Here is a 25,056-nt window from a genome sequence, read left to right as displayed (position 1 = left end):
AACGGCTTGTGCCCTCTTTCATAAAGAAGCGCCTGAACCAGTTTATGACAATTGCACGAACAAATCCGGGGTTTTCCCATGGATTTGGATCGCACCCGCGAAACGGATGGTTGAATGAGCAAGTCAAGCAAGACGAAAGCCGATACGGATAGTGGCATCAAGATCATGGTCTCCGGGAAGGAGCGGCTCTTCGACATCGACAATCCCAAACTGCCGGACTGGGTCAAGGACGAGGCGATGGAGTCGGGCGGCTACCCCTATGACGACAAGCTCGACCGCAAGGAATACGAAGAGACGCTGGAGCGGCTCCAGATCGAACTGGTCAAGGTGCAGTCCTGGCTCGGAGAGACCGGAAAGCGCGTCATCGCGGTGTTCGAAGGCAGGGATGCCGCCGGCAAGGGCGGCTCGATCCACGCCACGCGTGAATACATGAACCCGCGCTCGGCCCGGGTGGTGGCGCTTCCCAAGCCGACCGAGAAGGAACGCGGGCAGTGGTACTATCAACGCTATGTCGACCACTTTCCGACCTCGGGCGAAATCGTTCTCTTCGACCGTTCCTGGTACAACCGCGCCGGCGTCGAGCCGGTCATGGGTTTCTGCACGCCGGAGGAGCATGAGCATTTTCTCGAGGAAACGCCGAATTTCGAGCGCATGCCGGTCAATGCGGGCATCCACTTCTTCAAGTTCTGGCTCAATATCGGGCGCGAAATGCAGCTCAAGCGCTTCCACGACCGGCGCCACGATCCGCTGAAAATCTGGAAGCTGTCGCCGATGGATATCGCGAGCCTCAACAAGTGGGACGACTATACGGCCAAGCGCGACCAGATGCTGCAGGCCACGCATACCCCGCAGGCCCCCTGGACCGTGGTGCGCGCCAATGACAAACGCCGGGCGCGGATCAACATCATCCGCCGGATGCTGATGGAACTGCCCTATGACGGCAAGGACGAAAAGGCCATCGGCGAGATCGACGGCAACATCCTCGGCGAAGGCTATTCGGCCATCCTGAACTGGGGTGTCGACTAGGGCCTTGCACCGGAAAAGGGCGTCCTTGCTTTTCAACAACGCCCGGACGAGCTATTAGGCGTATCAGTATACATCGATGCAACCTGACATCTTGCCGGAAGACGACCGTGAAACATCTGTTGGCCGCCCTTCTCGTCCCGACGACTGCATTCGGTTTCTCCGCCGCGCAGGCGGAAACGCTCGATGGTGCCTTTGCAACGCGCTACGCAAATCCCGAGGACGTCTTCGTTCTCGGCGCCTATATCCGCACGGCAACGTCGCAAGGGCAGTACGACCAGGCGATCTCGTCCATCGAGGAACATCTCGTCCGCTTCGCCGATGACGGCAAGGCGCGGCTCGCGGCGGCGCGGCTCTATGCCAATGTCGGCTCGTGGGACCTTGCGAAGAAACAGGCCGACGAGGCGCTTGCATCCGGACAGCTTTCCGCCGCCGAAACCACCGAAGCGACCGAACTGTCGCGGCGCGCCGCGCAGGCCATCGCCGGTTTCGAATGGTTCATCGACGCAACGGCCGGCATTCGGGTGACAAGCTTCGATGTCGACGTGCCATTCAACTCCTGGCGCGACCGGACCGTGACGGGGGCCTATGGCGAACTCGCCGGGGCCCTGCGCTACGATCTCGGCACGGCGCTGGGCAACGCAATCATACTTGCGGGACGCTTCGGGGTGACGCGGGAATTCCAGGACGCCTACATGGGTTATGCCTCCTGGTACGGCCAGCCGGAGGGAGACACGGTCAACGCGCTTGACGGGCGGGCCTCGGCCACGTTCGACATGGGATTGCCCGTCGACATGTTCGACGCGGCACGCCTGCAGGTGGGTGTCTTCACCGACTATTCCACGGTCCACCCCACCATCCGCTACCGGTCACTTGGCGGCGTGGTGCGCGGCGTCGTCATGCCGACGGTCGATACGCGACTTTACGCCGAGTACAGCTATGAGGATCTCTCGGAATCGGACGGGATCTACGCGGATCATGCACAGGGCTGGGAAGTCGGCGGCAGCGTCCGGCTGAGCCAGGCGCATTCGGTCGGCATCGCCGGGCGCGGGCGCTACGAATATGCGGTCAACGGCGTGATGACCGGACGGATCGAGGAGGCAGAATTCAGCTATTCGGGCCGCCTGCCTTTCCAGCCTCTCGGCACCATCTGGACGCATGACGTGGTGCTTGCGGCAGGAACGTTCTATACTGTCGCCATTCCGCCGAGCCTGCCTCAACGGTTTTCCGGAGAGCACTGGCGGGCGGAATGGATACATCACTTCCAGATCGACGGACACAATCGCATCGATGCGTCCTGGGAAGTGACCAATACGGATTTCGATCAGCCGGGCCTGTCCGGCAGGGGCTCCATCATCCACGCGTTCAGCCTCGGCTATACGCACCGGTTCTAGGGAGGCCGTCATGTCGAGATGTCCCAACATAGCCATGGCTGCCGCCCTCTTCGGCGGACTGGCCACCTGCACCACACCGGCGCTCGCTGAGACTGTCGGCCGGGTGACCGCGCTGCAGACCAGCGTCTCGCGCGGCGGGCAGGCCTTGTCCGAAGGTTCGGGAATTTCGCTGGGCGACCGGCTCAGAAGCAATGATACGGGCCTCGGCGTCATCCTCTTCAAGGATCAGTCGAGCGCCAAGATCGGCCCGAACTCGTCGCTCACGATCGACGATTTCGTCTATGGCGCCGGCGCCGGCTCGACGGGCATCCGCATGGACCGCGGCATCACGCGCTTTTTCGGCGGGCAGATTTCCAAGAAGGGCCGGATGCAGATCACCACGCCCCATGTGGTGCTTGCCGTACGCGGCGGCATCGTCGATCTCGCCGTCGGCAGCCAGACCGTCGCCACCCTCAGGGCCGGCAAGCTCACCTGTTCCGCCAATGGCGTGACCAAGGTCATCACCAAGCCGGGCTTTTCGTGCGTGGCAGACAATGGCGGGCTGTCGACCATGCGCAGCGCGTTCAATTTTTCCATCCTCGATTCCACCAACAAGGTGGCAGGCACGAACGAGCCCGGCACGCGCGGGCCCGATGTGGATGCCAAGGCGCCCTGTTCCGGCCCGGCTGCCTTCCTCGTCGATCGGTGCAAGAGCCGCGACGCTCAGTTGCCCGGCGGCGTCACCGGGGGGCGCGGCAGTCCGCGCATACCGAGCACGGGCGGCGGCGACAACGGCCCCGGCACCTTCCCCACGACCCCACCGACCACCGGCCCGTGATGCAAGGAAACAGCGGCAGCATGTTGCGCCGTCCGGCGGCGCGCATGGCGATCCTCGCCTTGCTGCTCCTGATCTGCGATATTCTCTTCACGTCTGCCTTCGACCGGATTCGCGGTCGCAGCTACGACCTCTACCAGCAGATCGCGCCGGTCGAGATCCCGCTCGAAGACATCGTGCTGGTGGAAATCGACGACGCATCGCTGACCCGCGAAGGCCGCTGGCCGTGGCCGCGGACCAAGATCGGGAGCCTGATCGAAGCCATCGGCACGCAGGAACCGGCAGCATTCGCGATCGACATCCTGTTTCCCGACCGTGGAACCGATGAAGGCGACGCGGCGCTGTCGCAGGCCATCGCCCGGACGCGCCCCGTGCTCGCCATGAGCCTGACCGATCAGGCCGGCAGCGCCGAGCCGGCGCCGGCGGCCGGATGGTCGGTCGTCGGAGAGGCGCCCGACACCCTCGCCACCTTTCCCGGACTTCTCGCCTCGCTGCCGGAATTCACCGGCGCCGCAGGCGGCCTCGGCATGGTGCGCTCGGTGCCCGACGATGACGGCGTGACGCGCTCGGTGCCGATGCTCTGGGCCGTTGCGGGACCGGACGGACTGACGCTTTGGCCTGCGCTCTCCCTCGATCTGGCGCGCCAGGCATTGGGCGAGACCGACTATACGGTGCGGCTCGGCCCGCAAGGCTATGACGCGGTCAAGGTCGGCGACAGGATCGTGCGGCTGACTGCGGGCGGCGCCGTCTGGCTGGCCGACGCCGCTCAGGATCTTACCCGCGTGAGCGCACTCGATCTGCTCGATGGGACGCCAGGAAACGCGCTGCGCGACAGGATCGTCATTCTCTCGGTCGCTGCCACCGGCTTTGACAGTTTCCACACGACCCCGCTCGTGGCCACACGCCCCGGCGTCGAGATCCATGCGCTGCTGACCGCGCAGATCCTGGCTGGCCATTTCCCCTACGAGCCGGCTTACGCCAAGACCGTGGAACGTACAGGCTTTGGCCTTCTCGCTGTTCTCCTGATCCTCTCAGTCGCATTTTTCCCCGTCTATCCGCTGCCCGTACTGATGGCGCTGCCGCTGATATTCTGCGCGCCATTTGCGGCCGGTCTGCTTGCCTGGCGCATGGAGGGCGAACTCTTCGACGCGCTCAGGCCGACGATCGGGCTCGCAATCGTTGCGGCGGCGGGCGGCTATTTCCTCTATCGCACGGCAGAAACGAGACGGCGGCAGATCAGCGGCCAGTTCGCACGCTATCTTTCACCGGATGTCGTCGAACGGCTGATCCGCTCGGAGGAAGACGTGGGGCGATCGGCGGAGCGGCGGGAAGTCACCGTCCTCTTCATGGACATGCGCGGCTTCACCGCCGCGTCCGAACGGCTGGCGCCGGAGGAGATCGTCGCCAACGTCAACCGCTTCCTGACACTTTCGAGCGAGGAGATCTTCCGCACCGAAGGAACGATCGACAAGTTCATGGGCGATGCGGTGATGGCGTTCTGGAACGCGCCGCTCGACCAGCCCGACCATGCGGAACGGGCGATCCGGGCCGTCCGCGCGATCTATCGCCGGCTCGACGCGGAAAACGCGCACCTGGCGCAGCGCGGTCTCGAGCCGATCCGGCTCGGCGCGGGGCTTGAAACTGGTGTCTGCTCGGTCGGCAATTTCGGCTCCGACATTCGCTACAACTACACGGTCATCGGCCATGCGGCGAACCTCGCCTCGCGGCTGGAAACGGCAACCAAACTGAGCGCGGCAAGCGTTTTATGCGGACCGGAGCTGGCGCGACGCATTCCCCGCGAGGTGGAGCCTGCGGGGGATTTCGAACTCTCGGGCTTTGCGGAAGCCGTGCCGGGCTTTGCGCTTCGCCTGCCTGACTGACACCTCATGACGGGGTGATAATTGGCGCGGCGGCCTGGCTGTGCAACTATGCGACCAGACACATGGTGGGGCCACCTCGTATGGATCAACTCGACAGCATACCCCTGCTTGCAGGCATTCCCGGCGACGCGCTCGCCACAATCGCACGGCAGTGCAACTGGGTCAGCTATGACGATCACGAACTCGTGGTCGATTACGCGGACACAACCACCGACGTGCGCTTCATCCTGTCGGGCGGGGTGCGCGTGATCTTCCGGGCGCCGAGCGGCAAGGAAATGATCCTGGGCGAGATCGGCGACGGCATGTTCTTCGGCGAACTGGCGGCAATCGACGGAGACATCCGGTCGGCCAATGTGACGACGACGGCAAAAAGCCGGATCTGCGCCATGCCAGCTTCGGTGTTCCGCAAGTTGCTCGCCGATTATCCGGATGTCGCCATGACGGTGATGCAGGTGCTGACCCAGCGCATCCGCCAGCTCAACATGCGGGTCGCCGAACATTCCTTCCTCGACGCCAAATTCCGGCTCTACAACGAGCTCATCCGGCTGTCGCGCCCGCGCTCGGGCAAGCCCGACCAGCGCATCGTCAGTCCGCCGCCCAACCAGTCGGAACTCGCAGAGCGCATCGGCTGTCGCCGCGAGGTGGTCTCCCGCGAGATTGCCCGGCTGAAGACCGATGCGATCGTCGAAGCGAGCCGCGGCGGGCTGGTGCTTCTGAAGCCGGAAACGCTGTCGCGACTGCTCACCAGTGCCTGGACTGGCGAATAAACCATTGAAATAAAAACACCTTTTCACCGTGTGCGCTAGTGCACAGCGCTCCCGAGGGCTGCCGCCTAATCTCCACTCAACGCCGGAGAGACAGGCGCAACCCAAAAGGAGACAGATCATGACCAGCATCATTCAGAAGACCATCCTCACCGTCGCCACGGCCATCACCATGGCAACCGCATTCCAGCCGGCAATCGCCGATGCAGCACCGAAGAAGTTCATCAAGAATCCGGGCATCGTGAAGCCGGTCTTCCCCGGCCCGGGCGGCTTCAAGCCAAACCCGCCGAAGCCCCCCAAGCCGCACAACCCGCATCACGGCCATGGCAACGCCGCAGCCGCTGCTGCACTCGGCATCGTCGGTGGAATGATCATCGGCAACGCGATTGCCAACCAGCCCGCCCAGCAGCCGGTCTATACCGGCGGTGGCAGCTCGAACGCCCACGTCGCCTGGTGCCTGAACCGCTACCGGTCCTACGACATCCCGTCGGACACCTACATGTCCCATTCGGGTTACCGCAAGTACTGCAACTCGCCGTACAACTGACAGCGGCGGCAGACCGCCCCACGGCTTTTCACCGACAGTTCCCCGGATCAGGCGATCCGGGGAACCGTCATTTCTTACGTTTACGTCAATGTCAGTATTGCTCAGATCATCCGCTCATACTAAATTGCTCTGCAATACCGGGTTGAGGAACCCCGGAGACACAACAGCCCGGCGGCAATCGGGCGACAAGGGAGCGAGACATGGATCAGACCACAACGGCAGCCGCTGAGCGCATCTGGCTCAAATCCTATGCCGACATCACCCCCGCCGAGATCGGCGAGCTCAAGTACCAGTCGGTCGGAGCGCTGATCGAAGACAGCTGCCGCCAGTATGCCTCGAAGCCCGCCTTCGAGTGCATGGGCAAGACCATCGACTACAAGGAATTCGAGAAGCTCTCGCGCGAACTCGGCGCCTGGCTGCAGGGGCTGGGCCTCCAGAAAGGCGATCGCGTCGCCGTGATGATGCCGAACATCCTGCAGACCCCGGTCGCGATCGCCGCGATCCTGCGGGCAGGCATGACCGTCGTCAACGTCAATCCGCTCTACACGCCGCGCGAACTCCTTCATCAGCTGACGGATTCGGGCGCCAGGGCGATCATCATCCTGGAGAATTTCGCCTCGACCCTCGAGCAGGTCATCGACAAGACAGAGGTCAAGCACGTAGCCGTCGCCTCGATGGGCGATCTGATGGGATTGAAGGGACACATCGTCAATTTCGTGGTCCGCAACATCAAGAAGATGGTTCCGTCCTGGTCGCTGCCCGGCCATGTTCCCTTCAAGACCGCGCTTTCGGCCGGCTCCGGCAGGCAGCTCGTCGACCACAAGGTCGGCCATGACGACATCGCATTCCTGCAGTATACCGGCGGCACGACCGGCGTCTCGAAGGGTGCGATCCTGCTGCACTCCAACGTGCTGGCAAATGCGCGTCAGAACGAGCTGTGGCTCGAGACCGCCTATATCGGCAAGGAAAAGCCGGACGATTTCATCTACATCTGCGCGCTGCCGCTCTACCATATCTTCGCCCTGACGGTGAACGGCGTGGTGGGCATCAACAAGGGCGCGCTCAACGTGCTGATCCCCAATCCGCGCGACCTGCCGGCTTTCGTCAAGACGCTGCAGAAATTCAAGTTCAACGTGTTTCCCGGGCTCAACACGCTCTTCAACGGCCTGCTCAACAACGAGGAATTCCGCAAGCTCGACTTCAGCCACCTGAAGCTGACCCTGGGTGGCGGAATGGCCGTCCAGCGGCCGGTTGCCGAACGCTGGATGGAAGTCACCGGCTGCCCGATTTCGGAAGGCTACGGCCTGTCGGAAACCTCGCCTGTCGCCACGGCCAACCGCTTCGACAAATCGGAATTCTCGGGCACCATCGGTGTCCCCCTCCCCTCCACCGACGTCGATATCCGCGATGACGACGGCAAGTCGCTGCCCCTCGGCGAAGTGGGCGAAATCTGCATCCGCGGGCCGCAGGTCATGGCAGGATACTGGAACCGGCCGGACGAGACCGCCAAGGTGATGACCAAGGACGGATATTTCCGGTCCGGCGACATGGGCTTCATGGACGAGAACGGGTACATCAAGATCGTCGACCGGAAGAAGGACATGATCCTCGTCTCGGGTTTCAACGTCTATCCCAACGAGATCGAGGAGGTTGTGGCCTCCCATCCGGGCGTCGTCGAGGCGGCAGCCGTTGCCGCACCCGACGAGCATTCGGGCGAAGTCGTCAAGCTGTTCGTCGTCCGCAAGGATCCGAACCTCACGGAGGCCGATATCAAGGCGTTCTGCGCCAAGGAGCTGACGAACTACAAGCGGCCGAAATATATCGTATTCCGCGACGAGCTTCCGAAGTCCAATGTCGGCAAGATCCTGCGGCGCGAATTGCGGGACTGATCGGGCTTAGGGTTTCAAACCTTGGCTTCAAGCGCTTGATTTAGAGAGCGCCACGCACCATTAATCGGGTCACGTCAGAAAGGACTTGCCGTGACCCCATTAACGCTCTCCGTCATCGACAAACTGAAATCCCGCCGCACCGAGGCGCCGCTCGACATGCGCGAGGCCTTCAAGGCCGATCCGGGCCGGGCGTCGCGCTACCGTATTGCGCTCGATGACCTGACGATGGATTTCTCCAAATGCGCGATCGACGGAACGGTCGCCGATCTGCTGATCGACCTCGCCAAGGCCGCCAATGTGGAAACGCGACGCGATGCGATGTATGCGGGCGTTGCGATCAACACCACCGAGAACCGCGCCGTGCTGCACACCGCGCTGCGCGCGCCGCGCGACGCCACGATCGAGGTCGACGGTCGCAATGTGGTTCCCGACGTCCATGCCGTGCTCGACGCGATGGGCGAATTCGCCGACGGCATCCGCAGCGGCTCGATCACCGGTTCGACCGGAGAGACGATCACCGACATCGTCAATATCGGCATCGGCGGGTCCGATCTCGGTCCGGTGATGGCAACTCTGGCGCTTTCGCCCTGGCATGACGGACCGAAGGCGCATTTCGTCTCCAATGTCGACGGCGCGCATATCGCCGACACGCTGGCCGGCCTGTCTCCGGAGACGACGCTCGTCATCATCGCGTCGAAGACTTTCACCACCATCGAGACCATGACCAATGCGCGGACCGCGCGCGACTGGATCGTCGCCGCGCTCGGCGAGGACGCCGTCGGGGCGCATTTCGCCGCCGTCTCCACCGCCCTCGACAAGGTGGGCGAGTTCAAGCTGTCCGAAGACCGCGTCTTCGGTTTCTGGGACTGGGTCGGCGGGCGCTATTCGGTCTGGTCGGCGATCGGCCTGCCGGTGATGATTGCCATCGGTCCGGAGAATTTCCGTGCGTTTCTCGACGGCGCCCGCGCCATGGATGCCCATTTTGCCGAGGCCCCGATTGCCGAGAACCTGCCGATGATGCTCGGTCTGGTCGGCGCCTGGCACCGTCTGGCCTGCGGCTATCCGAGCCGTGCCATCATTCCCTATGATCAGCGGCTCGCCCGCTTCCCCGCCTATCTGCAACAACTCGACATGGAATCGAACGGCAAGCGTGTCTCCATCGACGGCAAGCCGCTGGAAACCGCATCCGGCCCCGTCGTCTGGGGCGAGCCGGGCACCAATGGCCAGCACGCCTTCTTCCAGCTTCTCCATCAGGGCACCGACGTGGTGCCGGTCGAGTTCATGATCGCGGCCAGAGGGCAGGAACCGGATCTCGAGCACCAGCATCAGCTTCTCGTGGCCAATTGCCTGGCGCAGTCGGAAGCCTTCATGAAGGGACGCACCTACGAGGAAGCGGCCGCGCAACTGCGCGACAAGGGCATGGACGAGGCGCAGATCGAGAAGATCGCGCCGCACCGCGTGTTCACCGGCAACCGGCCGTCCCTGACGCTGGTCTATGAAACGCTCACGCCCTATGCGCTGGGCCGGCTGATCGCCCTTTACGAGCACCGCGTCTTCGTCGAGGCCCAGATCTTCGGCATCAATGCCTATGATCAATGGGGTGTGGAACTCGGCAAGGAACTCGCCACCGACCTGCTGCCGGTGGTCAAGGGAGAAGCCGACGGATCAGGCCACGATTCCTCGACCGTGGAACTCGCCGGCCTCATCCGCAAGATGGGGCGCTGATCAGAATCCGATCTCTTCGGCCCATGGCGGGTTTGCGCCGGGCCGGGAGACGGTCACGGCCGCAGCCTTCGCACCCCAGAGCAGCGCATCGTGAATGTCGTCGCCGGACAGACCGGCGATGGCGCCCTTGTCGAGCTGTCCGGCGCGATGGAGGCTTGCGAGCATTCCGGCATTGAAGGTGTCACCGGCGCCGACCGTATCGGCGACATCGACCTTCACGCCCATGACCTCGATCTTGTGCTCACTGGTGAAACACACGGCACCGTCCGCGCCCCGGGTGATCACCACCATTTTCACGCCGCGGTCGAGCCAGATCCTGGCCGCCTGCTCCATTCCTTCCATGCCGAACCAGTCGAGATCCTCATCGGACAGCTTGAGGATATCCGACATGCCGATCATCCGGTCGATGCGGGCGCGGTGTGCCTCGGTATCCTTGATGAAAGACGGGCGGATATTGGGATCGAGCGAGATCACGCGCTTTCCGTGCTCACGCGCCATCAGCGCTTCATAGGTTGAGCCGCAGGGCTCGGAGATCAGGCTGATCGCACCGAAATGCATGGCGCTGACCTCATCGTCGAGGTTGGGCAGATGCTTTTCGGTGATCATCCGTCCGGCGGTGTTTTCGTCGAAGAAGGCGTAGCTCGCATGCCCGTTCGTCAGCTTGACGAAGGCGAGCGTGGTATGCAGGTCGAGCGTGGCGCAGAAGGAATGATCGACCTTGCTGTCATCGAGGGACTGGCGCAGCACGTCCCCGAACATATCGGACGACAGGCCGGTGAAGAAGCCCGACGGAACGCCCAGGCGCCCCAGTGCGATGGCCGTATTGAACACCGCGCCGCCGGCATAGGGCGCGAAAGCCTCCTCGCCCGCCTCGCTCCTGCGCGGCAGCATGTCGATGAGTGCCTCGCCACATGAAATGATCATCGTCGTCCTCCCTGGCGCCAGATAGCCGGTTCAGCTCTTCGGCAGTTCGCCGACGCCACCGTGGGCTGCCGACCATTCGAGCGGTGCGTCGAGAAACCTGCCGACCGATTCGAGCGTTTCGGCATCGAAGGCCCAGCGCTCGGTGGCGACTTCCAGCACGTCACGCCAGGTGGCGATGTTGTGCAGCTTCACCTTGCCGTTGGCGAAACGCTCCTCGGCTTCCGGGAAGATGCCGTAATAGAACAGCGCCATGCCGTGATCGACGGTCGAGCCGGCCGCGCGGATGGCGTCGATGAACTTGAACATCGAGCCGCCGACGGTCGTCAGATCCTCGATGACCAGAACCCGCGAGCCTTCCTTCAATTCACCCTCGATCTGCGCATTGCGCCCGTGGCCCTTAGGCTGCTTGCGCACGTAGATCATCGGCAGGCCGAGACGCTCGGCCAGAAAGGCAGCAAAGGGGATGCCCGCCGTCTCGCCGCCAGCCACGCAGTCGAACTGCTCGAAGCCGGCTTCCGAGAGGATCGTGGCGGCGGCAAAATCCATGATCGCCGAGCGGATGCGCGGATAGGAAATCAGCTTGCGGCAGTCGATATAGACCGGACTGACCATGCCGGACGCCAGCTTGTAGGGTTCGGTCGCATTGAAATGGACTGCGCCGATCTCGAGAAGCTGGGCGGCGAACAACTCGGCCATCCGCTCCTTGTCAGGGAAACTGTTGGAAAACATGGGCACCTCTTTGTCGCCTTACCGATTAGCAGCAGTCGTGCGCGATGAGAAGCATGGGGCGGATGCCGCGCACAGTTCTCTCCATCGTCATGACCGGAGCCGATCCGGGCATCCACGCCGCCTCGTCCGCATCACGAATTGAATTCTCGGGGCTATGGCGGCGCCGGCGCTTGCCTCGGGTCAAGACCGGGAATGACGAGGGGCGGATTGCGCCTGGCACGTCCTCGCCCGCTTGTGAGGCCCCTAGTCCTCCACGCTCCAGTAGACCGGCGTCATCGGGTCGAAGACGGTGACAGTGCCGGCTCCGGTCTGGATGCGCTCGGGGAATTCCACCGGTTCGTCATGGCGCACGAGCGTCAGTTTCGTCTCATTGACCGGCAGCCCGTACCAGGCGGAGCCGTTGACAGAGGTGAAGGCGGCGAGGGTGTCGAGCGCGTTCTCTTCCTCGAAGACCTGGGCCAGACAGGCCATGGTGTTGGTGGCGGTAAAAATGCCGGCACAGCCGCAGCCGCATTCCTTCATCGGATCGACGTGGGGCGCCGAATCCGTGCCGAGGAAGAAGCGCGCATCACCCGAGGTGGCCGCCTTCCTGAGAGCCAGGCGATGGAGCTCGCGCTTGGCGACAGGCAGGCAATAGTAATGCGGACGAATGCCGCCGGCGAGGATGGCGTTGCGGTTGATCATCAGATGGTGCGTGGTGATCGAGGCGGCGAGGTTGGTCTCCGCGCCCGCCACATAATCCACGCCGTCCTTGGTGGTGATGTGTTCCATCGTGATGTGGAGTTCGGGCAGGCGCCGGCGCAGCGGATCGAGAACAGTGTCGATGAAGACCTTCTCGCGGTCGAATATATCGACATCGCTGCTGGTCACCTCGCCGTGGATGCAGAGCGTCATGCCGATTTCGGCCATGGTCTCGAGAACGCCCATGACCTTGTCGAGGTCGCGCACGCCGGAATGGGAATTGGTGGTCGCCCCCGCCGGATAGAGTTTCACCGCGCGCGCCACGCCGGAGGTGAAGGCATCAGCAACGTCGGAGGGGTCGGTGCTTTCGGTCAGATAGAGCGTCATCAGCGGCGTGAAATCCGCGCCTTCCGGCACGCAGGCGATGATGCGCTCGCGATAGGCTTCGGCATCGGCCCGGGTGACGACCGGCGGCACCAGATTGGGCATAATGATGGCACGGGCGAAGTGGCGCGCGCTTTCCGGCGTCACCGCCTCCATCATGGCGCCGTCGCGCAGATGCAGGTGCCAGTCGTCCGGGCGCGGGATTTCGATCGTCTTCATGCCGTCCTCGTCTTTCGCCGCCACCCGGTCCGGGCGCTTGACCGCCGCCGCCGGATAACGTTTGTGTGTCGCCCAGGGCTTTAAGCGCCAGACCAGAATGGTGCAAGGCCGCGACGCAGACAAGGAGAGAACACCCATGGATCTCGGACTGACATCGAAACGCGCGCTGGTGCTTTCATCCTCACGCGGGCTGGGCCTGAGCGTGGCGCAGGCGATCGCGGCCGAAGGCGCCGACGTGGTGATGACCGGCCGTGACGGCGACAAGCTGAAAAGCGAAGTCGACGCCATCAACGCGCAAGGTGCGGGCACGGCCTATGGGATCGTCGCCGACCTCTCGGATCCGGCAACGCCAAAGACACTCGTCGCGCAGAGCCGCGAGAAGCTCGGCGGCATCGACATCCTCGTCAACAATACCGGCGGCCCGCCTCCGGGTGCGATGTACCAAGCGGACGTCGATGTCGTGCGCAAGCAGTATGAAGTCATGGTGCTGCGGGTGATGGAACTGGCCGGGCTGGTCATTCCCGAAATGCGCGAGCGGCAGTGGGGCCGGGTGCTGACGATCGCCTCTTCCGGCGTCATCCAGCCGATCCCCAATCTCGGCCTTTCGAACGCCATCCGCGCCTCGCTCGTCGGCTGGTCGAAGTCGATGGCGAACGAGCTGAGCGGCGAAGGCCTGACCTTCAACATGCTGCTGCCGGGACGGATCGAGACCGACCGGCTCAAGCAGCTCGACGCGGCCAACGCCGAGCGCACCGGCCGCGATGTAGCTGCTGTGTCCGAAGCGGCAAAGGCAGATATTCCGGCTGGCCGCTATGGCCGCACCGACGAATTCGGCTCCGTCGGTGCGTTTCTCGTTTCGGAGCGGGCGAGCTACATTTCCGGCTCGCAGATCCGTTGTGACGGCGGGGCGATCCGCTCCGTCTGACGCTTAGCCTAGAGAAGGCGCTTGCGGCTCTCGGCGATATAGAGTTCGCGCAGCCTTGTGGTGACAGGCCCCGGCTTTCCATCCGACAGCTGAACGCCGTCGATGGACACGACCGGGCCGACGAAAACCGAAGCGGACGTGATGAAGGCTTCCGCGGCTTCGTGCGCTTCCTTCACGGTGAAGACGCGCTCCTCGATCCTGGTGCCGGTCTCTTCCGCATAGGCGATCAGGGTGGCGCGGGTGATACCGGGCAGGATCGAGTTTGACAGCGGACGGGTCACGATGGCGCCGTCCTTCGTCACGATATAGGCGTTGTTGGAGCTGCCCTCGGTGATCTCGCCGTCGCGCACCAGCCAGGCGTCGTCCGCGCCGGCCTTCTTGGCTTCCATCTTTGCAAGCGAGGGGTAGAGAAGCTGCGTGGTCTTGATGTCGCAACGGCCCCAGCGCTTGTCCTCGACGGTAATGACCTTCATGCCGTTTCTGGCGACACCGGTGTCGATCAGCTCCTTCTTCTGGGTGAACAGGACGAGCGACGGGGTCAGCGCATCGGTGTCGAAGACGAAGTCGCGATCGGTGGCGCCGCGGGTCATCTGCAAATAGACCATGCCCTGATCGACGCCGTTCAGGCGGATGAGCTCGCGATGGATTTCAAGCAGTTCGTCGTCGGAAACATCCACGCGCATGCCGAGCTCACCGGCCGAGCGGTGAAGCCGCTTGATATGGGCCGGGAAGTCGGTGAGCTTGCCGTCGAGCACGGCTGCGACTTCGTAGATCGCGTCCGCCATGAGAAAACCCCGGTCGAATACCGAGATCTTCGCTTCGTTCTCCGGCACATACTCGCCGTTCACATAAACTGTGCGCATGGAAGTCTCCTGTTCTGCTTCCTCTCTCTTGCCACTTTTGCGGCGTGCGAGCCAAGGCAAAAACGCGCGCACCGCAATCTCCGCGCAGGTTCGGGCCGCTAGGGTGGCGCGCGACAAAACCGATGGCTGCATCATGACCGCTTCCGACACCCGAGACGACGACAAGCCGGCGCCAATCGCCTATACGCGCCCCTCGATTTCCGACCTCGAGGTCGAATATGCGACCGATGCGGCGCGCAACGGCTGGGGGCCGCGCTGCTATGATTACATCCATCGTTTCGAGGCGGGCTTTGCCGCCCATCTTGGCGTTGGGCGCGCCATTGCGACATCGAGCTGCACGGGCGCGATGCATCTGGGGCTTGCAGCACTCGGCATCGGCCCCGGCGACGAGGTGATACTGGCGGATACGAACTGGATCGCCACCGCCGCGCCGATCGTCCATCTCGGCGCGACCCCGGTCTTCGTCGACATTCTGCCCGATACCTGGTGCATCGACCCGGCGCTCGCCGAGGCCGCGATCACGCCGCGCACCAAGGCGATCATCGCCACGCATCTCTACGGCTCGATGTGCGACATGGACGCGCTTGGCGAAATCGGCCGGAAACACGGCATCGCCATCATCGAGGATGCGGCGGAAGCGATCGGCTCTGCCTGGGGCGCGCGCCGCGCCGGCTCGATGGGGACATTCGGCACCTTCTCCTTCCACGGCACCAAGACGGTGACGACGGGCGAAGGCGGCATGTTCGCGACCAGCGACACGGAGCTTGCGGCCCGCGTCGACCAGCTCGCCAATCATGGGCGCGACGCGTGCGAGCCGCGGCAGTTCTTCCCGACGGTGACCGGCTACAAGTTCAAGATGGCGAACGTCCAGGCGGCGATCGGTTGCGCGCAGGTGGAGCGGATCGCCGAGCTGATTGCCGGCAAGCGGCGGATCATGACGCGCTATCAGTCGCTTCTCGGCGATCTCGACGGCGTGACGCTGAATGCCGAACCGGAAGGCACCACGAACGGTTACTGGATGCCGACAGCGGTGTTTGCGCCCGATACCGGCATCACGCGCGAAAGGCTGATGGACGCGTTCAGGGCCGAAGCGATCGACGCGCGGGTGTTCTTCTGGCCGCTCTCATCGCTGCCGATGTTCGAGGACGATCCCGCGACCATCAATGCGCATGACATCCCGAACCGTGCGATCAACCTGCCGAGCTATCACGACATGAGCGAGGGCGATCAGGACCGCGTGGCGAGCGTCATCCGCAAATTGCGCAATCGCCGGCGCTGATTTCGTCTCCCTCCGGCTCGCGGCGGGATTCCGGGCGCCCCTCTTGTGTTTGCCTTGACTTACGGATGAACCGTCAACTTGGGCACGGCCGTCACGAACTTCCCACCCCAGTCTGCGATACAGGAAAGCTGGCTCCGGATTTCCGTTTCGATGTTCCACGGGAGGATCACCACCCGGTCAGGCTTCCGGGCAATCAGGTACGCCTCATCCACGACGGGGATGTGCGAGCCCGGCAGGAGCCGGCCCTGCTTGGCGGGATTCCGGTCGACGACGAAGGCGATATCCTCCGCCGTCACGCCCGCGAAGTTGAGGAGCGTGTTGCCCTTGGCTGCCGCGCCGTAGGCGGCCACGCGCCATCCTGCGGCCCGCGCATCGGCGAGGAAGGCGAGGAACTCGTCGCGCACGCGCCCGGCCTCGGCCTGAAAGCCGGTGTAGAAGCCGGGCTGATCCATACCCGCTTCGCTTTCACGCGTCCGCATCGCCGCAACGGCAGGACTTTGCGCATGTGAGGCGCCGTCCCGGCAGGCGAAGAGGCGGAGGCTGCCGCCGTGCCAGGGGGTGGTTTCAACATCGAAGACACGCAGCCCCGCACTGCGAAACACCGCTTCGACAGCCAGCAAAGACAGATAGGAATAGTGCTCGTGATAGGCGGTATCGAACTGGCTGCCCTGCACCATCTCGAGAAGATGGGGGAACTCGAAGGTCGCCACGCCCTCGGGCTTGAGGAGAAGCGCGAAGCCGCGGGCGAAATCGTTGATGTCCGGCACATGGGCCAGCACATTGTTGGCGGCGATCAGGTCGGCCTGCCTTCCGTCGCCGGACAGCCGGCCCGCCAGCTGCGCGCCGAAAAACGCCTCAACGATATCGATGCCCAGAGCGCGGGCCGCGCGCGCCGTCGAAGCGGTCGGTTCGATGCCGTAACAGGGAATGCCGGCCGCCTTCACATGGCGCAGAAGATAGCCGTCATTGGCCGCGACTTCGCAGACGAGGCTGTGTGCGCCGAGGCCGAACCGTGCCCGCATGGCCTCGACATAGGCCCGCGCATGTTCGAGCCAGGAGGTGGAGAACGAGCTGAAATAGGCATAATCGGCCGAGAAGAATTCCTCCCGGTCGGCAAAATCCTCGGTCTGCGTCAGCCAGCACCCGGTGCAGGTGCGGATGACCAGCGGATAGGTTTTTTCGGCTGCGATCGCCGCGGGTCCGGACAGATAGGAGTTCGACGGCGGGGCATGGCCGAGATCGAGAAACGGAACGAAATGCGTTCCCCCGCAGTGGCGGCATGACATGGACGCCGTCATCGGGCGCGCTCGCCTGTCAGCGGCCAGTTGCGGTCGCGCTCGGAGAGATTGGCCGGCTGGAGCGGCCAGTCGAAACCGATCGCCGGATCGTCAAAGCGGTAGCCGTCGGCGGCATCGGCCACATAGGCGGCCGAATGGAGATAGATGAGCTCCACCTCCTCAGTCAGCGCCTGAAAGCCGTGCGCGAAACCGTCCGGGATCAGCATTGCCGTGGCGTTCCCGGCGGACAGTTCGGCCGATAAGGCCCTGAAACGGCGCGGGCTGCCGGGGCGGATATCGACCGCCACGTCGAGCACGGCGCCGCGAATGCAGGAGACGAGCTTGATCTCGCCATGCGGCGGTTTCTGATAATGAAAGCCGCGGATCGTGCCCTTGCCGATCGTAGCCGAATGGTTGACGTGGACGATCTCGAAACCGAGCCCTTCCGCTGCCAGTTCCTCGCGCGCGAACAGGCGGGAGAATTGGCCGCGGCCATCGCGGAAGGGCGCGCGCCGCACCAGCGCCGGGCCGTCGGCCCCGCCATCCGCAAGCTGCACGATATCGAGGCTCATGCCACCTCCGCGTTTCCGTCCGGAGTATCGGCCTGCCTCGAATGCCCGGCTTTCAGCAGCGCGGCGAAATAGGCCATGCGGTCGGCGAGGCAGAGATCGCGGGGATCGGCGCCGTCGGCAAAGCTGCGGTACCAGGTCGCGGTGTGGGCGATGCCCTCCTCCAGCGACCAGACCGGGGCGACGCCGAGATCGCGGGCGGCCAGAGAGGGATCGAGCGAGAGGGTTCCGGCTTCGTGCAGACCCTCGATGCGGTCCGCATAGGCAATGGCCGCGCCATCGAAATGGCCGGCCACGAGATCGAGCACGTCGCGCACTTTGGCGCCCGCTTCGAACGGGCCGAAATTATAGGCCGGCGCGCAGCGCGCGATGCCGCAGAGCTTTTCGGCCAGCACCATGTAGCCTCTGAGGGGTTCGAGCACATGCTGGAAGGGGCGCGTGGCATCGGGCCGGCGCACCTGCAGCTTCTCGCCGCGGCCCCAGGCGCGAACGGCATCGGGGATCAGACGGTCCGCCGCCCAGTCGCCGCCTCCGATGACATTGCCGGCACGGGCGGCAGCCACGCGGCAGCCCAGCGCCTCGAGCGGATCATGATAGGCGGACACGACCATCTCGCAGATCGCCTTGGACCTGGAATAAGGATCCTCGCCGCCGAGCGGATCGGTCTCGACGAAGGCACGGCCGCTACCGTCGTTCCGGTAGACCTTGTCGGTGGTCGTCACCACGACAGCGCGGGCGGAACCGACGTCTGCAACGGCCTTGAGAACGTTCAGCGTGCCGCCGATATTGACCGCATAGGTCGTCGGCGGATCGGCATAGCCACGCCGGACGAGGGACTGCGCGGCGAGATGGAAGACGATCTCCGGCTCGATCCCGGCCACCCTGCGGGCGACTTCGGCCTCGTCGCGGATATCGGTGATCTCGCCTTCGAGCCGCGCCGTGCCATGCAGGCCCTCGAAGAGCGAAACCGGGCCTTCCGGCTGAAGCGACATGCCGGTGACATGCGCGCCCATGGCTTCCAGCCATTCGAGCATCCAAGCGCCCTTGAAGCCGGTATGGCCGGTCAGGAGAACCTTGCGACCCTGCCAGAAGCCCGGATCGGGAAACCCCTCGGGGCGACCGGAGGCAGCCGGATTGCGTCGTTTCACCAGCATTTCCACGGCGCCTTTCCATTGTCCCACAGCGCTTCAAGCGTGTTCTTGTCGCGCAGCGTATCCATGGGCTGCCAGAAGCCGCGATGGAAATAGGCGCGCAACTCGTCCTCGTTCGCCATTTCGATCAGGGGAGTGGATTCGAAGCTTGTCTGGTCGCCGGCAATCTTATCAAGCACGCCCGCGGAGAGGACGAAAAAGCCGCCATTGATGAAGCCGCCCTCGCCGGCCGGCTTCTCGATAAAGCCTTCCACGCGGTCGCCATCGAGCTGCAACGCGCCGAAGCGGGCCGGCGGATGGACCGCGGTGATGGTGGCGAGCTTGCCATGGCTGCGGTGGAACGCGATCGTGGCGGAAATGTCGAGATCGGCAACGCCGTCGCCATAGGTCAGCAGGAAGTCCGCCTCCCCTTCCAGATAGGGGGCAACGCGCTTGAGCCGTCCGCCGGTCAGCGTCGTCTCGCCGGTGTCGACCAGCGTCACCCGCCAGTCCTCGGCGTTCTGCTTGTGGAAGTGGACCGTGTTCTCGGCCATGTCGAAGGTCATGTCCGACATGTGCAGCGCGTAATTGGCGAAATATTCCTTGATCACATAGCCCTTGAAGCCGCAGCAGATGACGAAATCGCGGATGCCGTGGGCGTGGTAGAGCTTCATGATGTGCCAGAGAATCGGTCGGCCGCCGATCTCCACCATGGGCTTGGGCTTGATATGGGTTTCCTCGGCGAGCCGCGACCCGAGCCCGCCCGCCAGGATTACCGCCTTCACGGCTTCATGCTCCGTGCGCGGCTGATCCCCTCGCCGAAACGCGCGGCCACCAGATGCACCATGACCGGCCCGTCAGGACCCATGCCGCGTGCAAGCCCGCCCGGGATGAAGCCGGGCCGGTTGGGGCGGGCTGGAGAGAAAGCTGTTCGGTTGCAAGAGCTCATGGCCGGGCGCACGTATCCCTGTGGCGTGTGGCCGGAGGATAAGCGGGCAAGCTGATGCGAGGCTGGTGGGGAGGTAAAACTGAGAGCTTTAAAGTAACGCACCTCTTGTCAGGCCTTGGTCATCTGCCGGCAACTCGTCCACCAGCGCCAACAGAACTTCGCCGAATTGCCTCACCTCGTCCTCTCCAACTTGGACTTGAAGATCCCCATGAATTAATCGGTTGCGTTTATCTGCAAGCTTGCGAAGTTGATCTGCCTCCGTCGGGGTCAGAACCCCTGATGCTGCCAGCTCCTGAACAATTCTGCCTGGTGTTTGCGGTCGAGTGAAGCGATGAGCCGCCACTGCTCTAGCGGTCGCTTCGAAGGTCGCCCACGCGAGCAGCAAGGCAGGTTCGAACTGACCATCAGAAACAAGTTTCTCAATCTGTTTTAATCGCAGTTTGAGCTTCTCAGGCCCGTATACTTCGAAGGCCACCTCGGCTCCATCAGATGGCAGCCAAATGACCCTTAACTCCCAGTCGTTGTGCCCAACGAAACGCTCCTGGATCGACCTTAGCTTTTTGGCCTCGCTCGAGGAGCCGCCCCTGACTTCGATGGCCAGATTTCGGTCCCCCCTCAACGCAATCGCGTCGGGTGTAAAATCCTCAAAGAAACCAGGGATAAGGGGCTTATTAGGATGAAGGTAGACATCATAGCCATCGGCACGAAGCTGCGGGAGCAATTGCTCCAGTACATCCATCTCGGTGGTCTGTGACATCACACAAGCTCCTCGTGAGGATCGGTCGAAATCTTTACATAAACCATCGGAGGCCTGGCGTCCAAAGCCTGAGCAAGGGTCGAGGTAGGCGCCGAAAATGTATAAACATTCCTCGGCTCAAATTTTTGAACCACGATCCTCTCCACCTGATTGTCGTCTATGTAGATATGCCTGCATAGAGCATCCAAAATTGGCTTCACGATGTTATCGATATCCCCCTGCATTCGCTCAGCGGGGAAATAGTAAACGGTTACGGCCATTCTCTCATCGGATGCGAAGTGAGGCGAAGGAATAGCATGTGTACTCGCGCCTTTAACCCGATCGCGCCACTCGACAAGGGACGCTGAACGTTTCGCCTGCAAGGACACAGGAGTCCCTTCGACCAAGAATTCAATTGGAAAATTGATCTCTATGATCTGGCTCCCACCGAGAGAAAGCAAGAATGGCGAAGAACTATCGAGTAGCGGCATCACTGCAACTCAATTTTTCTACATAAATTGTGCAATTACAAGAAAACTGGTGCCGCTTGCAGGACTCGAACCTGCGACCCCATCATTACGAATGATGTGCTCTACCACCTGAGCTAAAGCGGCCCGCCCGGCGCGGGGAAAAATCACCCGGCGCGTGGACTGCCGGGCTGATAGCGTGATCGGGCGGCGAATTCAAGCGGCAATCGACAGGCGGCCGCCGGGTTTCGAGCGGAAAGCGGAATTACAGGGCCAGACGCCCGCGCGCGGCTTGGTATTCGCGCTCCAGGCGGGCGACGAGGTCTGCCACCGGCCGGATTTCCTTGACCGCACCGATGCCCTGGCCGGAGCCCCAGATTTCCTTCCAGGCCTTGGCGCCGGTCGCGGCAGCGCCGAAATCCATCTTCGTCGGATCGGCCTCGGGCAGGTTTTCCGGGTCCATCCCCATCCTGGTGATCGAGCCCTTGAGATAGTTGCCGTGGATGCCGGTGAAATAGTTGGAATAGGCGATGTCCTTGGCGGCGGACTCCACGATCATCTGCTTGTAGTCGTCGACGGCGCGGGCCTCCGGCGTGGCGATGAAGGGCGAGCCGATATAGGCCATGTCCGCGCCCATGGCCTGGGCCGCCAGAATGCCGCCGCCGGTGGAGATGGAGCCGGCAAGCAGCAAGGGCCCGTCGAACCATTCCCGGATTTCGGAGACCAGCGCGAAGGGCGAGAGCGGACCGGCATGGCCGCCGGCGCCGGCCGCCACGGCAATAAGGCCGTCGGCGCCCTTGTTGATCGCCGAATGGGCATGGCGCACCGTGGTGATGTCGTGGAGCACGATCCCGCCATAGGAATGGACGGCGGCATTGACCTCCGGCACCGCACCGAGCGAGGAAATGACGATCGGCACCTTGTATTTCACGCACATCGTCAGGTCGTGCTCGAGCCGGGCGTTGGACTTGTGGACGATCTGGTTGACGGCAAAGGGCGCCGCCGGCCTGTCCGGGTTCTTCGCATCGTGGTCGGCCAGCCCTTCCGTGATCTCGGCCAGCCATTCGTCGACCTGGGATTCCGGCCGCGCATTGAGCGCCGGGAAGGAGCCGACCACGCCGGCCTTGCACTGGGCCATGACCAGCGGCGGATGGGAGATGATGAAGAGCGGCGAGGCCACCACGGGAAGGCGAAGATTGTCCTTGAGAATGGCCGGCAGTGTCATGAAGTTCCTCCCACACGAATTGCTCTTACCTTTACGCGAACGTCAAAATTGATAGCAGAGCTTGACGCACAGCGAAAGCCGTTCCGGAAAATTACGGGCCGCCCGATGGTGCCATATCTCCGCCCGCGAGATCGGGTGACGGCCCGTCCCGGCAGGTATCACGGGGGGACAAGTCTTGTCTTTTCGGGGGCGAAACGTTAACCCACAGCAAGGAACCCGAGCCCGTGGCGCTGCTTTTTCTCTGGTAGCAGAGACAGCGCGCGCAGAAGGAAAGCGGATTTGAAGGGAATGGAAGCGGCAATCCGCAACGCGTTGAGCCGGGTCGAGAACCCGGACGAAACGCAACGCGCCCGGATTTACAGGACAGCGCATGACGCGCTCATCCGCAATCTCGAAACTCGCGGCATTACCAATCCCGAACTGGTCCGCCCGCAGGTGAGCCGGCTGAAGGACCTGATTTCCGTCATTGAACGCGAATATCAGGGACAGGCGCCGATGAGCGCGCCGCATGTGGCGCCGGCGGCTCAGCCGGACGGTAACGGGACCGCCCCTTCGATCGACGATAGGCCGGCTGAACCGCAGCGCACGCCTGATATCCGCATCGATGCAGCACCCACAGATCCGTCGCCAGTAGATCTGGCCCCCGCAGCTTCCGGCACGGCGCCGCGCACCGGACACGCCGAGCCGGACTTGAGCTTCTCGCCGGCCGAGGAGCGCGCCGCGCCGGCCGAGCGTGCGCCACGCATCGACATCGGTTCCCGCGGGCAGCAACGGCAGGAGCCACCGGCGCATGCCGCGCCACACCGGACCGAAACCGCCCCGGAGATCATCCGCGACAGGCCGGAAGCAATGCCCGTCGACGACGGCCTGACCCTGCCCCCGCCGCGCCGTGCGCAGGGCGAGGACGATGCCCGCCGGTCGAGCATCTTTTCGCGCAGGGACAAGACGCCACAACCGGACGCGGAACCTGTCAAGGGAAAGAAGCCGCGCCGGCGCGAGAAGCACCGGTTTGCCTCGGCATTCTCGAGCCTCGTTCTGCTGTCCTTCCTCGGCATGGGCGTATGGTGGCTCTACTCCACCGGCGCGCTGGATCCGGATTGGGACACCTCGGTGCCCAATCCGCCGCCGACCGTGAGTTCCGAGGATTTCAGCGGCGACGGAAGTGGTCCGCGCCGGCTCAATCCCGAAAGCGGCTTTTCGGGGAACTGGACGACGATCTACGCGCCTCGCGACAATGACGCGATCTCCACCGGGAGCCTGGCCAGCGCGGAATTCACCGAGGCAGGCAACGGCCGGGCTATCGTCGTGACCTCGGCCAGCCCCGGCGAAGACGGCGAAGTGGCGCTGCCGATCGATGCCGCCGCGCTCAACGAACTGGCGGGGCGCGCCTCGGTGATCGCGCTCACCGTGCGGGCGGCGGGCGACCAGCCGACGGCGTTCTACGTCACATGCGATTTCGGCACGATGGGCGATTGCGGCCGCAGGCGTTTCAATGCCGAAAGCCAGGCCAGCGACGCGCTGATCGAGGTGGACTTCACCCGCGCCATGGCCCCCAATTCCGGCGGCACGATCTCGATCAACAGCGATGTCGGCGGCAACAGCCGGGCGGTCGAGCTGTTCGGCATCCGCATCCGCCCGGCCAACTGAGTACGAACTAGCTCCGCGCGAGCAGCGCCTGGATTTCCGCTTCGCTCGGCATGGAGGGCGCAGTGCCATGGCGCGTGACGGAAATCGCGGCCGTCGCGGCGGCGAAGCGCAGCGCCTCTTCGGGCGCCTTGCCCCGCGCCAGTGCCGCAGCCAGCCCGCCATTGAACGCGTCGCCCGCGCCCGACGTATCGGCCACGCCGCCGGCGTTCATCACCGGCACATGAACCGTTTCCGAGCCGTTATGGAACAGCGCACCCTTCTCGCCGAGCGTCAGGATCGCGGCCCCCGCCCCACGCGCGACCAGCGCCATCGCGGCCTGCTGGGCGTCATCGAGCGAGACGACCTTGATGCCGGTCAGCGCCTCGGCCTCGCTCTCATTGGGGGTGACATAGTCGCACAATGCCAGCATGCCCTCGGGCATGTCCATTGCCGGCGCCGGGTTGAGCACGGTGATGGCCCGCCCCTTGTGGGCGATCTCGAGCGCATGGTGAGCCGGCCCCATGGGCTGCTCGAACTGGGTGACGAAGACGTCGGCTTCCGAGATCAGTTTCGCGCGCTCGTCGATATCCGCATTGGTCATCGAGGCCGCGGCCCCCGGCGCGATGATGATCGCGTTGTTGCCGGAATGCTCCTCGATGAAGATGAAGGCCGAGCCGGTCGATCTGTCGGCATGCCGGGTAATGACCGGGGTGACGCCGGCGTCGCGCCAGATCTCCAGCGCCATCTCGGCGAAGGCGTCCTTGCCCAGACGGGTAATCATGTGGGTGTCGGCACCGGCACGGGCAGCGGCGACCGCCTGGTTCGATCCCTTGCCGCCGGGCCCGAGGTGAAAGCTCTTGCCGTGAATGGTTTCGCCCATCTTCGGCAGGCGATCGGCACGGAAGGCGACATCGGCGTTGAAAACACCGAGAACAACGACCCTGGACATGGCCCTGTTTCCTCTTTCTTGCTTACTTCTTGCTTCGCCGGTGTTTCGTCGCCGACGCGTTTTTCCTAGACGACGATTCTAGGCCAGA

General features: G+C 63.7%; 23 protein-coding genes and 1 tRNA gene. 11 read left to right on the top strand and 13 right to left on the bottom strand.

What is annotated here, in order from left to right; all coding sequences use genetic code 11:
- Positions 1–165 precede the first annotated feature (165 nt).
- From ppk2 to pgi, 8 genes are all read left to right on the top strand, one after another.
- A complete protein-coding gene (gene ppk2, locus E2A64_RS03330; protein ID WP_428977463.1) occupies positions 166–1,026 on the top strand; it encodes a polyphosphate kinase 2 in 861 nt (286 codons plus the stop codon).
- Between the two features lie 107 nt (positions 1,027–1,133).
- The gene (locus tag E2A64_RS03325) at positions 1,134–2,417 is read left to right on the top strand and encodes a hypothetical protein (protein ID WP_133283000.1); all 1,284 of its coding nucleotides are present in this window, start codon (positions 1,134–1,136) and stop codon (positions 2,415–2,417) included.
- Positions 2,418–2,427: 10 nt separating this feature from the next.
- Positions 2,428–3,234, top strand: a complete 807-nt coding sequence (locus E2A64_RS03320; protein WP_133282999.1) for a FecR family protein — start codon at positions 2,428–2,430, stop codon at positions 3,232–3,234.
- A gap of 20 nt (positions 3,235–3,254) precedes the next feature.
- Positions 3,255–5,111: a CHASE2 domain-containing protein gene (locus E2A64_RS03315; RefSeq protein ID WP_158285669.1), complete on the top strand. Its 1,857-nt coding sequence runs from the start codon at positions 3,255–3,257 to the stop codon at positions 5,109–5,111.
- Between the two features lie 80 nt (positions 5,112–5,191).
- Positions 5,192–5,878, top strand: a complete 687-nt coding sequence (locus tag E2A64_RS03310) for a Crp/Fnr family transcriptional regulator (RefSeq protein WP_133282997.1) — start codon at positions 5,192–5,194, stop codon at positions 5,876–5,878.
- A 118-nt stretch (positions 5,879–5,996) separates the two neighbouring features.
- The gene (locus E2A64_RS03305) at positions 5,997–6,422 is read left to right on the top strand and encodes a BA14K family protein (RefSeq protein ID WP_133282996.1); all 426 of its coding nucleotides are present in this window, start codon (positions 5,997–5,999) and stop codon (positions 6,420–6,422) included.
- Between the two features lie 200 nt (positions 6,423–6,622).
- The gene (locus E2A64_RS03300; protein ID WP_133282995.1) at positions 6,623–8,311 is read left to right on the top strand and encodes a long-chain-fatty-acid--CoA ligase; all 1,689 of its coding nucleotides are present in this window, start codon (positions 6,623–6,625) and stop codon (positions 8,309–8,311) included.
- Positions 8,312–8,401: 90 nt separating this feature from the next.
- The gene (gene pgi, locus E2A64_RS03295) at positions 8,402–10,036 is read left to right on the top strand and encodes a glucose-6-phosphate isomerase (protein ID WP_280177521.1); all 1,635 of its coding nucleotides are present in this window, start codon (positions 8,402–8,404) and stop codon (positions 10,034–10,036) included.
- Here pgi and E2A64_RS03290 read toward each other — a convergent pair whose 3' ends face one another.
- The 3 genes from E2A64_RS03290 to pyrC all read right to left on the bottom strand — a co-directional run bounded on the left by E2A64_RS03290 (position 10,037) and on the right by pyrC (position 12,973).
- The gene (locus E2A64_RS03290) at positions 10,037–10,960 is read right to left on the bottom strand and encodes a carbohydrate kinase family protein (protein WP_133282994.1); all 924 of its coding nucleotides are present in this window, start codon (positions 10,958–10,960) and stop codon (positions 10,037–10,039) included.
- Between the two features lie 30 nt (positions 10,961–10,990).
- Entirely contained in the window at positions 10,991–11,689 is a 699-nt protein-coding gene (locus tag E2A64_RS03285; protein WP_133282993.1) for an orotate phosphoribosyltransferase, read from the bottom strand.
- 243 nt (positions 11,690–11,932) lie between these two features.
- The gene (gene pyrC, locus E2A64_RS03280; protein WP_133282992.1) at positions 11,933–12,973 is read right to left on the bottom strand and encodes a dihydroorotase; all 1,041 of its coding nucleotides are present in this window, start codon (positions 12,971–12,973) and stop codon (positions 11,933–11,935) included.
- A gap of 136 nt (positions 12,974–13,109) precedes the next feature.
- On the opposite strand from pyrC, the gene E2A64_RS03275 reads away from it, so the two are divergent.
- Complete coding sequence (locus tag E2A64_RS03275; protein WP_133282991.1) at positions 13,110–13,898, top strand: SDR family oxidoreductase; 789 nt, start codon at positions 13,110–13,112, stop codon at positions 13,896–13,898.
- Between the two features lie 8 nt (positions 13,899–13,906).
- Here the strand turns inward: E2A64_RS03275 and E2A64_RS03270 are convergent, their stop codons facing one another.
- Positions 13,907–14,761 carry a D-amino-acid transaminase gene (locus tag E2A64_RS03270; RefSeq protein WP_133282990.1) on the bottom strand — a complete coding sequence of 285 codons (855 nt, stop codon included), beginning with the start codon at positions 14,759–14,761 and terminating at the stop codon, positions 13,907–13,909.
- 133 nt (positions 14,762–14,894) lie between these two features.
- Between E2A64_RS03270 and E2A64_RS03265 the strand changes: the two genes are divergently transcribed.
- Positions 14,895–16,040 (top strand): DegT/DnrJ/EryC1/StrS family aminotransferase, encoded by a 1,146-nt coding sequence (locus E2A64_RS03265; protein WP_133284237.1) that lies wholly within the window; start codon positions 14,895–14,897, stop codon positions 16,038–16,040.
- Positions 16,041–16,099: 59 nt separating this feature from the next.
- Here E2A64_RS03265 and E2A64_RS03260 read toward each other — a convergent pair whose 3' ends face one another.
- The 8 genes from E2A64_RS03260 to E2A64_RS03225 all read right to left on the bottom strand — a co-directional run bounded on the left by E2A64_RS03260 (position 16,100) and on the right by E2A64_RS03225 (position 22,393).
- Positions 16,100–17,326, bottom strand: coding sequence for a class I SAM-dependent methyltransferase (locus E2A64_RS03260; protein WP_133284236.1), 1,227 nt, complete (start codon positions 17,324–17,326; stop codon positions 16,100–16,102).
- Between the two features lie 8 nt (positions 17,327–17,334).
- Positions 17,335–17,889 (bottom strand): dTDP-4-dehydrorhamnose 3,5-epimerase family protein, encoded by a 555-nt coding sequence (locus tag E2A64_RS03255; RefSeq protein ID WP_133282989.1) that lies wholly within the window; start codon positions 17,887–17,889, stop codon positions 17,335–17,337.
- Positions 17,886–19,034, bottom strand: coding sequence for a CDP-glucose 4,6-dehydratase (gene rfbG / locus E2A64_RS03250; protein WP_244598130.1), 1,149 nt, complete (start codon positions 19,032–19,034; stop codon positions 17,886–17,888). The genes E2A64_RS03255 and rfbG overlap by 4 nt, the downstream gene beginning before the upstream one ends.
- Entirely contained in the window at positions 19,031–19,801 is a 771-nt protein-coding gene (gene rfbF / locus E2A64_RS03245) for a glucose-1-phosphate cytidylyltransferase (RefSeq protein ID WP_133282988.1), read from the bottom strand. The genes rfbG and rfbF overlap by 4 nt, the downstream gene beginning before the upstream one ends.
- A 252-nt stretch (positions 19,802–20,053) precedes the next feature.
- Entirely contained in the window at positions 20,054–20,722 is a 669-nt protein-coding gene (locus tag E2A64_RS03240; RefSeq protein WP_133282987.1) for a HepT-like ribonuclease domain-containing protein, read from the bottom strand.
- Positions 20,722–21,192: a RusA family crossover junction endodeoxyribonuclease gene (locus E2A64_RS03235; protein WP_244598127.1), complete on the bottom strand. Its 471-nt coding sequence runs from the start codon at positions 21,190–21,192 to the stop codon at positions 20,722–20,724. The genes E2A64_RS03240 and E2A64_RS03235 overlap by 1 nt, the downstream gene beginning before the upstream one ends.
- A 47-nt stretch (positions 21,193–21,239) precedes the next feature.
- Positions 21,240–21,315 (bottom strand) — tRNA-Thr (locus E2A64_RS03230).
- A gap of 118 nt (positions 21,316–21,433) precedes the next feature.
- A complete protein-coding gene (locus tag E2A64_RS03225) occupies positions 21,434–22,393 on the bottom strand; it encodes an NAD(P)H-dependent flavin oxidoreductase (RefSeq protein ID WP_133282986.1) in 960 nt (319 codons plus the stop codon).
- A 288-nt stretch (positions 22,394–22,681) separates the two neighbouring features.
- Here E2A64_RS03225 and E2A64_RS03220 point away from each other — a divergent pair, with 288 nt between their 5' ends.
- Complete coding sequence (locus E2A64_RS03220; RefSeq protein WP_133282985.1) at positions 22,682–24,040, top strand: hypothetical protein; 1,359 nt, start codon at positions 22,682–22,684, stop codon at positions 24,038–24,040.
- Between the two features lie 7 nt (positions 24,041–24,047).
- Here the strand turns inward: E2A64_RS03220 and rbsK are convergent, their stop codons facing one another.
- Complete coding sequence (gene rbsK / locus E2A64_RS03215; protein ID WP_133282984.1) at positions 24,048–24,968, bottom strand: ribokinase; 921 nt, start codon at positions 24,966–24,968, stop codon at positions 24,048–24,050.
- Positions 24,969–25,056: the final 88 nt, after the last annotated feature.

This window comes from Pseudohoeflea suaedae, from assembly GCF_004354915.1.
Lineage (GTDB): Bacteria > Pseudomonadota > Alphaproteobacteria > Rhizobiales > Rhizobiaceae > Pseudohoeflea > Pseudohoeflea suaedae.
Note: the sequence above shows the minus strand (reverse complement) of the source record. Positions and strands in the feature narration are given on the sequence as shown.

Excerpts from the sequence above, each read along its gene's own strand:
- ppk2 (WP_428977463.1), top strand. The coding sequence starts at position 166 with ATGGTCTCCGGGAAGGAGCGGCTCTTCGACATCGACAATCCCAAACTG.
- E2A64_RS03320 (WP_133282999.1), top strand. The coding sequence starts at position 2,428 with ATGTCGAGATGTCCCAACATAGCCATGGCTGCCGCCCTCTTCGGCGGA.
- E2A64_RS03315 (WP_158285669.1), top strand. The coding sequence starts at position 3,255 with ATGTTGCGCCGTCCGGCGGCGCGCATGGCGATCCTCGCCTTGCTGCTC.
- E2A64_RS03310 (WP_133282997.1), top strand. The coding sequence starts at position 5,192 with ATGGATCAACTCGACAGCATACCCCTGCTTGCAGGCATTCCCGGCGAC.
- E2A64_RS03305 (WP_133282996.1), top strand. The coding sequence starts at position 5,997 with ATGACCAGCATCATTCAGAAGACCATCCTCACCGTCGCCACGGCCATC.
- E2A64_RS03300 (WP_133282995.1), top strand. The coding sequence starts at position 6,623 with ATGGATCAGACCACAACGGCAGCCGCTGAGCGCATCTGGCTCAAATCC.
- E2A64_RS03290 (WP_133282994.1), bottom strand. The coding sequence starts at position 10,960 with ATGATCATTTCATGTGGCGAGGCACTCATCGACATGCTGCCGCGCAGG.
- E2A64_RS03285 (WP_133282993.1), bottom strand. The coding sequence starts at position 11,689 with ATGTTTTCCAACAGTTTCCCTGACAAGGAGCGGATGGCCGAGTTGTTC.
- pyrC (WP_133282992.1), bottom strand. The coding sequence starts at position 12,973 with ATGAAGACGATCGAAATCCCGCGCCCGGACGACTGGCACCTGCATCTG.
- E2A64_RS03275 (WP_133282991.1), top strand. The coding sequence starts at position 13,110 with ATGGATCTCGGACTGACATCGAAACGCGCGCTGGTGCTTTCATCCTCA.
- E2A64_RS03270 (WP_133282990.1), bottom strand. The coding sequence starts at position 14,761 with ATGCGCACAGTTTATGTGAACGGCGAGTATGTGCCGGAGAACGAAGCG.
- E2A64_RS03265 (WP_133284237.1), top strand. The coding sequence starts at position 14,895 with ATGACCGCTTCCGACACCCGAGACGACGACAAGCCGGCGCCAATCGCC.
- E2A64_RS03260 (WP_133284236.1), bottom strand. The coding sequence starts at position 17,326 with ATGTCATGCCGCCACTGCGGGGGAACGCATTTCGTTCCGTTTCTCGAT.
- E2A64_RS03255 (WP_133282989.1), bottom strand. The coding sequence starts at position 17,889 with ATGAGCCTCGATATCGTGCAGCTTGCGGATGGCGGGGCCGACGGCCCG.
- E2A64_RS03240 (WP_133282987.1), bottom strand. The coding sequence starts at position 20,722 with ATGTCACAGACCACCGAGATGGATGTACTGGAGCAATTGCTCCCGCAG.
- E2A64_RS03235 (WP_244598127.1), bottom strand. The coding sequence starts at position 21,192 with ATGCCGCTACTCGATAGTTCTTCGCCATTCTTGCTTTCTCTCGGTGGG.
- E2A64_RS03225 (WP_133282986.1), bottom strand. The coding sequence starts at position 22,393 with ATGACACTGCCGGCCATTCTCAAGGACAATCTTCGCCTTCCCGTGGTG.
- E2A64_RS03220 (WP_133282985.1), top strand. The coding sequence starts at position 22,682 with ATGGAAGCGGCAATCCGCAACGCGTTGAGCCGGGTCGAGAACCCGGAC.
- rbsK (WP_133282984.1), bottom strand. The coding sequence starts at position 24,968 with ATGTCCAGGGTCGTTGTTCTCGGTGTTTTCAACGCCGATGTCGCCTTC.